Below are 12535 nucleotides of genomic sequence, written 5' to 3' on the forward strand. Positions count from 1 at the left end.
ACGTCCCGGCCGAGTCGAGCGGCCCCGGCCCGGATCAGACGGTCATGTGCCGCCATTTCTCCTGCACGGTGACGCGGGTGAGCCGCCAGCCGTCACGGGTGCGGGCCAGCGCGAAGCCGTAGCGCCCGGCGGCGACGAAGTTGGGCGAGGTGGCCGAGGCGTCGGAGTCCGGCCCGGCCAGCCGCATCGGATTGAGGAAGTCCGCCCGGACCTCGGCGGTGTCCCCGGGGGAGCCGCCCAGGTCCTCCAGCCGGATCAGCCGGTTCACGATCAGGTGCTGGCGGACGGGGAAGAGCGTCATCGTCTCCGCCAGCCAGTCCGCGACCTCCGCCACCGGGCCCTCGATCCCGCCGGCCGAGCTGTAGTCGACCCTTGCGCCGGCGGTGAACAGGGCCCGGTACGCGGCCCAGTCACCGTCGTCGACGGCCACCGCGTAGCCCGTGACCACTTCGTCGATCGCCAGCCGGTCCATCACCGTCGCGAGATCCACACGCTGAGTCATCGGGTCAGTGTGGGGCTGCGCGGGCGCGAGGCCAAGGGCCGTGCGCCCACCGGATCTTCCCGCGGGCGGTCAATGACCGGAACGGGACTCCCGCTGCCGGACCACGACGAGGAACGCGTCGCTGTCCAGGTCCATGACCACCTCCGCCGGCACGCCCTCGCGCATCCGCTGCGCCGCGTACTCCTCGGCGGGCCAGCTTCCCCGCGGACTTCCGGCAGGAAATCGCTCCAGCACCACTCGACCCATGGGACACCCCCTGCTGTTTGCCTTCCGCTCTCTTCAGGCACAACGACGCGCAGGCCGCCCGGGAACGTTCCCGAACGGCCTGCGGTTCACGCGAAGAGGTGGAGCGGGGTCCCGCTAGTGCCGTGCCGGGCGTCGCGACCCGGTGGACCTTTCCGGTTGCCGCACTAGGAACCGGACTCGCCCGCGTGCGGGCTCAGCACGTCCGTGCCGATCAGCACGAACAGCAGGATGCCCAGGAGGATCCGGTAGATCACGAAGGGCATGAAGCTCTTGGTCGAGATGAACTTCATGAACCACGCGATCACGGCGTAGCCCACGAAGAAGGCGATGACCGTCGCGAAGATCGTCGGACCCCAGGAGATGTGACCCGGGTTCTCCACGACGTCCTTGATCTCGAACGCCCCCGAGGCCAGCACGGCCGGGATCGCGAGGAGGAAGGAGTAGCGGGCCGCGGCCTCGCGGGTGAAGCCGAGCAGCAGACCGCCGGAGATCGTCGCGCCGGACCGGGAGACGCCGGGGATCAGGGCCATCGCCTGGCAGAGGCCGAAGACCAGACCGTCCTTGACGCCCAGCTGCTGCAGTGTCTTGCGCTCGCGGATCGCGCGGTGCCGGCCGCCTTCCTCGTCGCGGGCGGCCAGCCGGTCGGCGACGCCGAGCACGATGCCCATGAGGATCAGGGTGGTGGCCGTGAGCCGCAGGTCGCGGGCCGGGCCCACGATCGCGTCCTTGAAGACCAGACCCAGGACGCCGATCGGGATCGAGCCGACGATCACCAGCCAGCCCATCTTGGCGTCCTGCTCGGAGCGCAGCCCCTTGTCGAACAGGGAACGGAACCAAGTGGAGACGATCCGCGCGATGTCCTTGCGGAAGTAGATCAGCACGGCGGCCTCGGTGCCGATCTGGGTGATCGCGGTGAAGGCCGCTCCTGGGTCGTGCCAGCCGGCGAACGCCGCGGTCAGCCGCAGGTGGGCGCTGGAGGAGATCGGGAGGAACTCCGTAAGCCCCTGGACGAGACCGAGGATTAGGGATTCGAACCAGCTCATGTCGGGGTGCGCTCGTCCTTGTGATCGTCGGGCAGTTCGCGTCCGATGCTAGGGCCCGTGCGAAGCGGCGCTGACCACAGGGGGGTGCTGGGGCGCCAGTTCGGGCACCCGATCCTCGGTTCGAGGGGGTGCCAGACGGTGTCGCTTGCGCCATGCGACGACTCCCGCGCCCACGAGCGAGACGACGATGAAGCCGAACGAGACGAGGAAGGCGGGCGATCCGGGCGAGGAGGCACTGGCGCCCGCGATCACGTACGCGGCGGTGTTCGGGACGACCCCGATCCCCGTGGCGAGGAGGAACGGGCCCCAGCCGCACCGCGACACCGCAGCACAGTAGTTGGCCACCACGAACGGCACTCCGGGGAAGATCCGGACCGCGAGCATCGAGCGGAAACCGTGCCGGCTGAGCTGCCCGTCGGCTGCCTGGAGCCAGCGCCCGCGAAGGAACGGCCGCAAAGCCTCCTGGCCCATGATCCGGCCCAGCCCGAAGGAGATCCCGGCGCCCAGCACCGTGCCGCCGACCGCCGCGACGAGGCCGAACTGGGTGCCGAAGACGGCTCCCGCGGCCAGATTGAGCAGGGGGCGCGGCACGAAGGCGGCCGTGCACACACCGTACGCGGCTGCGAACATCAGGACCGCCATGCCCACCGGGAGCCCCGGGGGCCAGCCCTCCGAGAGGATGCGCTGGGGCTCGTACAGCAGCACGCACACGCCGGCCGCGACGAGCAGCACGACGAGCACCGACAGCCGGGTCCGCGGCGCGAGGAGGAGGGACATCCCGGGAGACTAGCCCACGTATACGGCGGGGCGCCGTAATCTGGGCCTCATGCTGTCGAACGACCGGTGCCCCGCGCGCGTTCCCCGCAGCCCCCTCGCGGACACCCTGCTGGAGCGGCTGCCCGGGGCGTACGGGGCGGCCGCCGACCCCGTACGGGCCCGGGCCATGGCCGCCTACATGAAGGACGTCGCGCCCTTCCTCGGCATCCCCACCCCGCTGCGCCGGGAACGGTCGAAGACCGTGACCAAGGACACTCCGGAACCGTCCGAGACGGACTGCGCGGCGCTCGCGCTGCGCTGCTGGCTGCTCCCGGAGCGCGAGTACCAGTACTTCGCGGTGGACTACCTGCGCCGCCACGCCGCCCGCTGCTCCTCCGGCTTCCTGCCGGTGGTCCGGCACCTGATCGTCACCGTCCCGTGGTGGGACACCGTCGACCTGCTGGCCGCGCACACGGTCGGACCGCTGGTGGCCGCCGACCCGGAACTCGCGGCCGTGATGGACGAGTGGATCGAGGACGAGAACCTCTGGCTCGCCCGTACCGCCCTGCTCCACCAGCTCCGCTTCAAGTCCGCCACCGACACCGGACGGCTCTTCGCCTACTGCCGTCGCCAGGCCGGCCACCCGGACTTCTTCGTGCGCAAGGCCATCGGCTGGGCCCTGCGCGAGTACGCGAAGACGGACCCCGGAGCGGTACGCGCCTTCGTCGAGGCCGAACGCGGCTCCCTGGCCCCGCTGTCCGTGCGCGAGGCGCTCAAGAAGCTCTGACCACGCCGTAATTCGTTCGACGTGCCCCGGAGCGTCCGGCAGGATCAGGGGCATGAACCGGTATGCCTTCCTCGCAGCGCGGTCCGCAGTCGCGGACGCGCCGAAGGCTGCCGCGATCACAAACGCACCGGCAGGCGCACCTGCGTACGCACCGTTCTTCGCCGCATTCGACGGCGCACGAAGCTGACCCTTCCCGGATCGTCCGGCGGACCCCGCAGGGGGAGGGTCGGCTCGGCCCCGGGGTCCCGTTCCAGCTTCCAGACACGGGAATGAATCATGGCCAAGACGGCCTTCGTGCGTACCAAGCCGCACCTCAACATCGGCACCATGGGTCACGTCGACCACGGCAAGACCACCCTCACCGCCGCCATCACCAAGGTCCTCGCCGAGCGCGGCGGCGCCTCCTTCGTGCCCTTCGACCGCATCGACCGGGCCCCCGAGGAGTCCCGGCGCGGCATCACCATCAACCTCACGCACGTCGAGTACGAGACCGACACCCGGCACTACGCCCATGTGGACATGCCCGGTCACGCCGACTACATCAAGAACATGGTCACGGGCGCCGCCCAACTCGACGGCGCGATCCTCGTCGTCTCCGCGCTCGACGGGGTCATGCCACAGACCGCCGAGCACGTGCTCCTCGCCCGGCAGGTCGGAGTCGACCACATCGTGGTGGCGCTCAACAAGGCCGACGCCGGGGACCCCGAGCTGACCGACCTGGTCGAGCTGGAGGTCCGCGAGCTGCTCACCGCGCACGGATACGGCGGTGACGGCGCGCCGGTCGTACGGGTCTCCGGACTCGGGGCGCTGGAGGGCGACCTGCGGTGGACGGAGGCGATCCAGGCGCTGTTGGACGCGGTGGACACGTACGTACCGACCCCGGTGCGCTACACGGACGCGCCGTTCCTGCTGCCGGTGGAGAACGTGCTGACCATCACCGGGCGCGGCACCGTCGTGACCGGCGCCGTCGAGCGCGGCACCGTACGGCTGGGAGACCGCGTGGCGCTCCTCGGCAGCGACGGCGAGCCGGCCGAGACGGTCGTCACCGGGCTGGAGACCTTCGGTAAGCCGATGGAGTCCGCCGAGGCCGGGGACAACGTCGCGCTGCTGCTGCGCGGGGTGCCGCGCGACGGCGTGCGCCGCGGGCACGTGGTGGCCGCGCCCGGCAGCGTGACGCCGCAGCGCCGTTTCACCGCGCAGGTGTACGTGCTCTCCGGGCGCGAGGGCGGCCGTACGACACCGGTCGCCAGCGGCTACCGGCCGCAGTTCTACATCCGCACCGCCGACGTGGTGGGGGACGTCGACCTGGGTGAGGCCGCCGTGGCCCGGCCCGGGGAGACGGTCACGATGACCGTCGAGCTCGGCCGGGACGTCCCGCTGGAGTCGGGGCTCGGCTTCGCGATCCGCGAGGGCGGGCGGACCGTCGGCGCGGGGACGGTGACGGCCGTACTGGGGTGAACCGGGCCTGATCCGGACCCCTCTGTGGTGGCGGTGGCCTGGCTGCGCCAGACTGCCGTCACCACAGGCATGAGCGGAGGGGCGGGCGGAGATGGGCGCAGACACGGCACTGGTGCTCGGCGGCGGGGGACTGACCGGCATCGGCTGGGAGTGCGGAATCCTGTACGGCCTCGCCCGCGCGGGCGTGGACCTCACCACCGCGGACCTGGTCGTCGGCACCTCGGCCGGTTCGGTGGTCGGGGCGCAGCTCACCTCCGGACTGCTCACCGCGCAGGAGCTGTACGAGCGTCAGCTCGGGGAGCCCGCCGGGGAGGCCACGGCGAAGCTCGGGGCCGGTCTCCTCGCCCGGTACGCCGTCGCGATGGCGCGCTCGCGCACCGCCACGGCCTACCGGCAGCGGGTCGGCGCCATGGCGCTGGCCGCCGACACCGGCGCCGGCTCCGAGGCCGAGCGCCGCAAGGTGCTGGCCGCCCGGCTGGTCTCGCACGAGTGGCCCGAGCGGCGGCTCGTCGTCACGGCGGTGGACGCGCTCAGCGGTGAGCTCAAGGCGTTCGACCGGGGGAGCGGCGACGGGCTCGTCGACGCGGTCTCGGCGAGCTGCGCGGTGCCCGGGGTGTGGCCGCCGGTCACGGTCGGCGGCCGCCGCTTCATCGACGGCGGAATCCGCTCCGCCACCAATGCAGACCTGGCCGCCGGCTACGCGCGCGTGGTGATCCTCGCCCCGATGTCGCTCGGCTCCGGGCTGGTCCCCTCGCCGTCGGCGCAGGCCGAGCGGCTGCGGGAGGCGGGCGCGCGGGTCCTGCTGATCACCCCGTCGGCTGCCGCCCGCAAGGCCTTCGGGCGCAACGTGCTGGATCCGGCGCGACGGGACCCCGCCGCCCGGGCGGGTCTGGCGCAGGCCGAGGAGCACGCGGGGGAGACGGAGGCGGTCTGGTCGGCCGGGGCTGCCTGAGGGCCGCCTTAGGGCTGCCTGAGGGCTGCCTGAGGGCTGTTCGAATCCCGCCCGGCCGCTGCCGGACAATGGAGCGGTGAGCGACGAACAGATCCCGGTCGTCCGGGACGTGGGCCAGGGCACCGCCAAGCTGATGCCGGACGTGGACCGGGACCGGGCCTGGCTGCTGACCGTCGACGGGGCCCCGCAGTCGTACGTGGACCTGGACGATCCGCAGCACCTGGAATTCGAGTACGTACGCCGCCTCGGACACGTCCTGGACTGCGCCGCCGAGCCGGGGCTCGCGCTGGACCTCCTGCACCTCGGCGGCGGCGCGCTCACCCTGCCGCGCTACGCCGCGGCCACCCGGGCCGGTTCCCGGCAGACCGTCGTCGAGTTCGACGCGGGCCTGGTCGACCTGGTGGCCGAGCACCTGCCGCTCGCGGCGGGCTCCGGGGTCACCGTGCACACCGCCGACGCCCGCGCCTGGCTGGAGGCGGCGCCCGCGGCGAGCGTGGACGTGGTGGTGGCCGATGTGTTCGGCGGCTCGCGGGTGCCGGCGCAGCTGACGTCGGTGGAGTACGCCCGGGCGGCCGCGCGGGTGCTGCGGCCCGGCGGGCTGTACGCGGCGAACCTGGCCGACGGGGCGCCCTTCGACTTCCTGCGGGCGCAGGTGGCGAACTTCGCCGGGGCGTTCGCGGAGCTGGCGCTGATCGCCGAGCCGGCGGTGCTGCGGGGGAGGCGGTTCGGGAACGCCGTACTGCTGGCCTCCGACACCCCGCTGGAAGTGGGCGCGCTGGCCCGCAGGTGCGCGGCCGACGCGTTCCCCGCCAGGGTGGAGTACGGAGACGGGCTGGTCCGGTTCAGGAAGGGCGCGGCGCCGGTGGCCGACGCGGACGCGGCCCCCTCCCCGGCCCCGCCGGAGGGTGCGTTCAGCCTGGGGTGAGCGCCCGGGGCCGGCCGGGGCCGACGGTGCGTCAGTGGCCGACGGCGTCGGCGGGGGGCTGCTCGGCCGGGGCCGCTGCGGCCCCGGCGACGGTCTTGCCCTGGGCCCTGCGGGTCATGCGGCGGACGTCCGGGACCAGCAGGACGAGGGCGGTGGGCACGACGACCAGGACCGCGCAGCCCCACAGGGACTGGGTGCGCCCGAAGGCCGATTCGGCGGGGCCGGCCAGGGCTGTGGCCAGCGGAAGCATCGACACCGAGCCGAACCAGTCGTAGGCGGTGACCCGGGAGAACTTCTCCTCCGGGATCTCCTGGTGCATCGCGGTCATCCAGTTCACGCCGAAGACCTCGATTGCCGCGCCGCTGACGAACATCACCACGCACAGCCCCCATACGGGCAGCGGCACGGCGAGTCCCGCCGAGGGCAGCGCCAGCGGGAACACGCACAGGGTGCCGACGAGCAGCAGGCGGCGCGGTTTCCACGCCATCATCAGGACGGCCCCGGCGATGGTGCCGACGCCGAAGAAGGCCAGGGCCACGCCCCAGGGCGCGGGCCCGCCCAGCTGGTCCCGGGCGACCAGCGGTCCGTAGACCGCGTCGGCGGCGCCGACGACGGCCACCACGACGGAGAACTGGAGCACGATGCTCCACAGCCAGGGGCGGGTCCGGACCTCCACCCAGCCCTCGCGCAGATCGGCCAGCAGGCCGCCGCCGGGGGCCCGGTCGGGCACGTGGCCGACGTCGAGGAAGGTCCGCAGGGCGCCGGCGACGGCGAAGGCCGCAGCATCGGCGGCCAGGACCCAGCCCGGGCCCACCGCGGCGATCATCGCGCCGCCGAGGGCCGCGCCGCCGATGCCGGCGCCGTTGATCGCCATGCGGAAGAGCGCGAAGGCCCGGTTGGAGTGTTCGCCGGAGACGGTGGAGAGCAGCATGCCCTCGGCCGCGGGATTGAAGAAGGCCGTACCGGTGCCGCACAGGGCGGTCAGCAGCATCATCTGCCACAGCTGGGGCTCGCCCGCGAGGACGAGGACGGCGAAGGCGGCCTGCGAGAGGCAGTTCAGGACGTTGGCCGCGACCATCACACGGTGGCGGGGCAGCCGGTCGGCGATGGCGCCGCCGATGAGCAGGAAGAGGACGAGCGGCAGCGTGCGGGCGGCCGCGATCAGGCCCACGTCGCCGACGGACCCGCCGGTCTCCATGACCGCGAAGGCGGCCGCGATGTGCGCTCCGTGGCTCCCCAGGTTCGTGATGATCGCCGCACCCGTGAGCAGGCTGTAGTTGCGGCCGGCCCAGTCGGGTCGGCGGCGGTGCGCGGGCGTACGGGGTGCTGCGGGGCGGGGAGAGCTCACCCAGGGACTATCCCCGCCCCGGGCCGGGAATCCAAACGGATTGCCGGCCCGGGACACGGGACGCGGGGATCACGGGGTGGTGAGCCGGATGGAACTGATGATCTTGTCGGAGACGTCGGTCGGAACCTCGTCCTTCACGCCGGCCGCGCTGATGAGCACGAAGCTGGCGAAGTCACCGACGGCGTTCTTGAAGCCGAAGCCGACCGTCTTGCCGTCGGTGGAGCACTTGTGCTCCTTCTTCAGGTTCGGAGCGGTCGCCACGATCAGGTGGCCCTTGACCCCGGAGGAGGTCGTGTACTCCTTCGGAGCTCCGACCTTGACCGTTCCCTTGGGCTCCTTCTGGGCGAAGGCCGCCCAGGCCCAGGCACTGGTGTTGTCGGTCGCCACCTGCGCGGTGTCCTTGGCGCCCTGGGCGCCCTTGATGCCGGTGTCCGCGACGGAGAACTTCTCGACCCTGCCGTCCGCGTCCTTGTCGACCGTGCACCACTCCTCCTTGAGGGTGGCGGTGCCGCTCATCGTGATGAGCGGCGTGCCGTCGTTCTTGACCTCGTCGTGGAAGGAGAGGATCACGCCGGACTCGTTGACGTTCCACTCGGGGGGCACGTCGTAGCTGACCCCGTACTTCGTGTTGACCACGACCTTCCAGCCCGGGATGACGGGCTGGGCGCTGCCGCCGGCCCGCGGGTTCGGGCTGCTGCCGGCCGGGGCGGGTGCCTCGGAGGCCGGTGCCGAGGGGCTGGCCGCCGGCTTGTCGTCGGCCTCGGTCTTCTTGTCGTCCCGGGTCAGGACGAAGGCGCCGGTCGCGGCGGCCACCACGACGACGGCGGCCGCGGCGACGATCGCCACGGTCTTGGTCGAGTACGGGCTCCCGCCGCCGGTGGCGGCTGGCTGGGGCTGCTGAGGCAGCTGGGGCTGTCCCCACTGCTGGCCGGGATCGCCCTGGGGCTGCTGGTACCCCGGCTGCTGCGGGTATCCGTAACCGGCCTGCTGCTGGTACGGGTTCGGCTGCCCCGGCTGTCCCGGCTGCTGCTGGTACGGGTTCTGTTGCGCGTCCTGAGGGTTCTGTTCGCCCCCGGGCGGCTGCTGCTGTCCTGGCCACATGGCCGGTAACGATAGTGGCCGTGGCGGCGGGGAGCCACGGCCGCCCCCTTGGGAGCTCTGGTCAACGAGGTATACTCGTGGGTAACATCGCGTCCCATGAGCGCAGATCAGATGAACGTGGGCGAACTGCTCGCCGCGACCGTACCGATGGCCCGGACCCTGAACCTCCAGTTCCTGGAGACCACCCCCGAGCGCGCGGTCGTCCGGCTTCCGGACCAGCCCGACTACCACAACCACGTCGGCGGCCCGCACGCCGGCGCGATGTTCACCCTCGCCGAGTCCGCGAGCGGCGCGATCGTCCTGGCCGCCTTCGGCGACCAGCTCTCGCGCGCCGTCCCGCTCGCCGTGAAGGCCGAGATCGGCTACAAGAAGCTCGCCAAGGGCGTCGTGACCGCCACCGCCACCCTCGGCCGCCCGGCCGCGGAGGTCATCGCCGAACTCGACGCCGGCGGCCGCCCCGAGTTCCCGGTCACCATCGCCATCCAGCGCGAGGACGAGGCCGTGACCGGCGAGATGACCGTCGTCTGGACCCTGCGTCCCAACGCGTGACGACCGGCGGACGACAACCGCTGCGGCCACGGTCCGCCACGTCCTAGGAGGGGGTGCCTTGACGGTCGGGCCGGATCAGGACGCGGTGGAGGCCGTCGTACGGGACTACATCGCGCGCGGCCACCGCACCGAGGCACGGGTGCAGCGCCAGGACGAGACCCGGCGCGGCGCCGACAGCGCGCCGCCGCTGCCGGAGGGCTGAACCTCGGCGCCGCGGTGGCGCGTCTCGGCCGACCCGGCGGGCACGCGGCGCACAGTGGGCGCGGGAACGGTCCGGCGCGGGCCGCTCCCGCCGACCCACGCCGCAGGGAGCGCCCATGAGCGAGGCCGTGTCCAGACGTTCCGCGATGCGACTGCTCGCGGCGGCGGGCACGGCGGTCACGGCCCTCGGAGCGGGCGCCTGCGCGCCCGGGGTGCCGCCGGGCGCGGGAGCCCGTAAGGCCCCGCCCGCCGCACCGGCCGCCGCCGAGGCCAAGGGCGCCGCGCGCATCGACGCCCTGCTGGAGCGGCTCACCCTCGACGAGAAGACCTCCCTGCTGCACGGAGCCCCCGATCCCGCCTCCCTCGGCCAGGCAGGCTACGTGCCCGGCGTACCGCGCCTCGGAATCCCGGCGCTGCGCCTCGCCGACGGGCCCGCCGGGGTACGGGTCGCCCGACCCGCCACCGCACTGCCCGCGCCGGTCCTGCTCGCCTCGGCCTTCGACCCGGCGCTGGCCCGCGAGTACGGCCGCGTCATCGGCCGCGAGGGCCGGGCGCTCGGCCAGGACGTCCTGCTGTCACCCATGGTCAACCTCATCCGCACCCCGTACGCGGGCCGGAACTTCGAGACCTTCGCCGAGGACCCCCGCCTGACCGCCGACCTGGTGGGCGAGATGATCCGCGGCATCCAGGACGAGGGCCTCATCGCCACCGTCAAGCACTTCGCCCTCAACAACCAGGAGCACGGCCGCGACACCGTCGACGTGATCGCCGCCGAGCAGACCCTCCACGAGACCGAGCTACGGGGCTTCGAGGCCGCCGTGGCGGCCGGCGCGGGCGCCGTCATGGGCGCCTACAACAAGGTCAACGGCGTCCACGCCTGCGAGAGCAAGGCGCTGCTCGACGAACTGCTGCGCGGCAGCTGGGGGTTCGGCGGCTGGGTGATGTCCGACTGGGACGCCACGCACAGCACCGTCGCCGCCATCGGCGCCGGCCTCGACATGGAGATGCCCGGCGGCACCCACTTCGGCGGACCGCTGCGCGAGGCGGTGCGCGGCGGCTCCGTACCGGAGGACGCCGTCGACCTCGCCGTCCACCGGATCCTGACCACCATGGACCGCTTCGGACTGCTCGCGGTCCCACCCGCCGCCCGGCCCCCGCGCGACGGCGCCGCCGGGGCGCGGACCGCCCGCAAGGTGGCCACCGCAGGAGCGGTGCTGCTGCGCAACGAACACGGCACCCTGCCCCTGACCGGCGCCGGCGCCCGCTCGATCGCGGTGATCGGACCGACCGGCCTGGTGCCCTTCGTCGGCGGCGGGGGCAGCGCGCACGTGGTCCCCGACGGGGCGGCCGCCCCGCTCACCGCCATCCGGCGACGGGCCGGGAACGGTTCGACCGTCCGCTACGCCCTCGGCGAGGACCTGTACGGGCGGCCGCTCCCGGCGAAGCTGCTGACCCCGGCCGCCGACCTGGACGCGCGGGCCGTGGACCCCGGGCGCGTCTGGAGCCACGAGGGGGAGTTCCGCCTCGCGGACGACGACGAATGGACCCTGCTCGTCCACTACACCGGGAAGCGGCCCGTCGTACGTATCGACGGGGAGGAGCTGTTCCCCGTCCGGCAGGGCGTGGCCGAGTACTTCGCCGGCGGCCTGCTCGGCTCCGCACCCGACGGGATGAGCGTCCGCCGCACCACCCTCGCCCTCAAGGCGGGCGCCCACCGGCTCGCCGTGACCGCCGAGGGCGGGGACAGGGGCCAGCGCTTCCGGCTCCGGCACACCACCGGGGCGATCCGCGCCGCGGACCTCGCCGAGGCCGTGAAGACCGCGAAATCGGCCCGCAGCGTGGTGCTGTTCGCCTACGAGGACGCCACCGAGGGCCGGGACCGGACCTCCCTGGCACTCCCGGGCGGGCAGGAGCGGCTGATCGAGGCGGTGGCCGCCGCGAACCCCCGTACGACCGTCGTGCTCAACACCTCCTCCAGTACGACGATGCCGTGGCTCTCCCGTACCGGAGCGGTCCTCCAGATGTACTACCCGGGCCAGGAGGGCGCGGGAGCCACCGCCGATCTCCTCTTCGGGGACGTGGACCCCGGCGGCCGCCTCACCCAGACCTTCCCGGCCGACGAGCAGGCCACCCCGGTCGGCGGCGACCCGCTGCGCTACCCGGGCGTGGGCGGCCGGCAGGAGTACTCCGAGGGCATCCACGTCGGCCACCGCTGGTACGACGCCCAGCGGGTGACCCCGCTCTTCCCCTTCGGGCACGGGCTCTCGTACACCACCTGGCAGTACGAGAAGCTCACCGTCCGCCCGGAGCGGGGCGGGCTGCGCGTGGAGTTCACCGTCCGCAACACCGGTCGCCGCAAGGGCACCGAGGTGGCCCAGGTGTACGTCGGCCCGTCCGCGGAACTGGAGCTCGACCAGCCGGTGCGCGCGCTGGCCGGCTACCGGCGACTGGTCCTGGCACCGGGCGCGGCGGAGCGGGTCACCCTCGACATCGGCGAGCGGGCGCTGTCGTCATGGGACCCGGAGCGGCAAGCCTGGGTGCTGGGTTCCGGCCGACGGCAGGTGTTCGTGGGCCGTTCGTCGCGTGAACTGCCACTGAGGTCCAAGGCGGTCGTGACGAGCGGATAGGCTGCCCGTTCGGCGTGTCACAGGGGGCGCGCCGGGGACG

12 protein-coding genes and 1 pseudogene are annotated in these 12535 nt (G+C 73.2%); 7 read left to right on the forward strand and 6 right to left on the reverse strand.

The window, feature by feature from the left end; genetic code table 11:
- Positions 1-34: 34 nt before the first annotated feature.
- From ACFY04_RS30195 to ACFY04_RS30210, 4 genes are all read right to left on the reverse strand, one after another.
- Positions 35-502 carry a nuclear transport factor 2 family protein gene (locus ACFY04_RS30195; protein ID WP_389121514.1) on the reverse strand — a complete coding sequence of 156 codons (468 nt, stop codon included), beginning with the start codon at positions 500-502 and terminating at the stop codon, positions 35-37.
- 69 nt (positions 503-571) lie between these two features.
- Positions 572-748: a hypothetical protein gene (locus ACFY04_RS30200; protein WP_181382610.1), complete on the reverse strand. Its 177-nt coding sequence runs from the start codon at positions 746-748 to the stop codon at positions 572-574.
- 164 nt (positions 749-912) lie between these two features.
- Entirely contained in the window at positions 913-1791 is an 879-nt protein-coding gene (locus ACFY04_RS30205; RefSeq protein WP_389121515.1) for an undecaprenyl-diphosphate phosphatase, read from the reverse strand.
- A gap of 48 nt (positions 1792-1839) precedes the next feature.
- Positions 1840-2568: a TVP38/TMEM64 family protein gene (locus ACFY04_RS30210; protein WP_389121517.1), complete on the reverse strand. Its 729-nt coding sequence runs from the start codon at positions 2566-2568 to the stop codon at positions 1840-1842.
- A gap of 49 nt (positions 2569-2617) precedes the next feature.
- Between ACFY04_RS30210 and ACFY04_RS30215 the strand changes: the two genes are divergently transcribed.
- The 4 genes from ACFY04_RS30215 (at position 2618) to ACFY04_RS30230 (ending at position 6669) form a co-directional block, all read left to right on the forward strand.
- Entirely contained in the window at positions 2618-3334 is a 717-nt protein-coding gene (locus tag ACFY04_RS30215; RefSeq protein ID WP_389121519.1) for a DNA alkylation repair protein, read from the forward strand.
- Between the two features lie 276 nt (positions 3335-3610).
- A complete protein-coding gene (gene tuf, locus ACFY04_RS30220) occupies positions 3611-4792 on the forward strand; it encodes an elongation factor Tu (RefSeq protein WP_389121521.1) in 1182 nt (393 codons plus the stop codon).
- Positions 4793-4883: 91 nt separating this feature from the next.
- Positions 4884-5744: a patatin-like phospholipase family protein gene (locus ACFY04_RS30225; RefSeq protein ID WP_389121523.1), complete on the forward strand. Its 861-nt coding sequence runs from the start codon at positions 4884-4886 to the stop codon at positions 5742-5744.
- 133 nt (positions 5745-5877) lie between these two features.
- Positions 5878-6669 carry a spermidine synthase gene (locus ACFY04_RS30230; RefSeq protein ID WP_389121747.1) on the forward strand — a complete coding sequence of 264 codons (792 nt, stop codon included), beginning with the start codon at positions 5878-5880 and terminating at the stop codon, positions 6667-6669.
- 31 nt (positions 6670-6700) lie between these two features.
- Here the strand turns inward: ACFY04_RS30230 and ACFY04_RS30235 are convergent, their stop codons facing one another.
- A complete protein-coding gene (locus ACFY04_RS30235) occupies positions 6701-8017 on the reverse strand; it encodes an MFS transporter (RefSeq protein ID WP_389121524.1) in 1317 nt (438 codons plus the stop codon).
- Positions 8018-8086: 69 nt separating this feature from the next.
- A complete protein-coding gene (locus ACFY04_RS30240; protein ID WP_389121526.1) occupies positions 8087-9118 on the reverse strand; it encodes a hypothetical protein in 1032 nt (343 codons plus the stop codon).
- 96 nt (positions 9119-9214) lie between these two features.
- Between ACFY04_RS30240 and ACFY04_RS30245 the strand changes: the two genes are divergently transcribed.
- The 3 genes and pseudogenes from ACFY04_RS30245 to ACFY04_RS30255 all read left to right on the forward strand — a co-directional run bounded on the left by ACFY04_RS30245 (position 9215) and on the right by ACFY04_RS30255 (position 12495).
- Positions 9215-9667, forward strand: a complete 453-nt coding sequence (locus ACFY04_RS30245) for a DUF4442 domain-containing protein (RefSeq protein ID WP_181382609.1) — start codon at positions 9215-9217, stop codon at positions 9665-9667.
- A 64-nt stretch (positions 9668-9731) separates the two neighbouring features.
- Positions 9732-9869, forward strand: a pseudogene (locus tag ACFY04_RS30250) (DUF2191 domain-containing protein); the annotation flags it as partial.
- A gap of 115 nt (positions 9870-9984) precedes the next feature.
- Positions 9985-12495, forward strand: a complete 2511-nt coding sequence (locus ACFY04_RS30255; protein ID WP_389121527.1) for a beta-glucosidase — start codon at positions 9985-9987, stop codon at positions 12493-12495.
- The last annotated feature ends 40 nt before the right edge of the window (positions 12496-12535 follow it).

Source organism: Streptomyces sp. NPDC001549, from assembly GCF_042894025.1.
GTDB lineage: Bacteria > Actinomycetota > Actinomycetes > Streptomycetales > Streptomycetaceae > Streptomyces > Streptomyces kutzneri.

What these genes read in the sequence shown, in the direction of transcription:
- ACFY04_RS30195 (WP_389121514.1), bottom strand. Translation starts at nt 502, where the DNA reads ATGACTCAGCGTGTGGATCTCGCGACGGTGATGGACCGGCTGGCGATC.
- ACFY04_RS30200 (WP_181382610.1), bottom strand. Translation starts at nt 748, where the DNA reads ATGGGTCGAGTGGTGCTGGAGCGATTTCCTGCCGGAAGTCCGCGGGGA.
- ACFY04_RS30205 (WP_389121515.1), bottom strand. Translation starts at nt 1,791, where the DNA reads ATGAGCTGGTTCGAATCCCTAATCCTCGGTCTCGTCCAGGGGCTTACG.
- ACFY04_RS30210 (WP_389121517.1), bottom strand. Translation starts at nt 2,568, where the DNA reads ATGTCCCTCCTCCTCGCGCCGCGGACCCGGCTGTCGGTGCTCGTCGTG.
- ACFY04_RS30215 (WP_389121519.1), top strand. Translation starts at nt 2,618, where the DNA reads ATGCTGTCGAACGACCGGTGCCCCGCGCGCGTTCCCCGCAGCCCCCTC.
- tuf (WP_389121521.1), top strand. Translation starts at nt 3,611, where the DNA reads ATGGCCAAGACGGCCTTCGTGCGTACCAAGCCGCACCTCAACATCGGC.
- ACFY04_RS30225 (WP_389121523.1), top strand. Translation starts at nt 4,884, where the DNA reads ATGGGCGCAGACACGGCACTGGTGCTCGGCGGCGGGGGACTGACCGGC.
- ACFY04_RS30230 (WP_389121747.1), top strand. Translation starts at nt 5,878, where the DNA reads ATGCCGGACGTGGACCGGGACCGGGCCTGGCTGCTGACCGTCGACGGG.
- ACFY04_RS30240 (WP_389121526.1), bottom strand. Translation starts at nt 9,118, where the DNA reads ATGTGGCCAGGACAGCAGCAGCCGCCCGGGGGCGAACAGAACCCTCAG.
- ACFY04_RS30245 (WP_181382609.1), top strand. Translation starts at nt 9,215, where the DNA reads ATGAGCGCAGATCAGATGAACGTGGGCGAACTGCTCGCCGCGACCGTA.
- ACFY04_RS30255 (WP_389121527.1), top strand. Translation starts at nt 9,985, where the DNA reads ATGAGCGAGGCCGTGTCCAGACGTTCCGCGATGCGACTGCTCGCGGCG.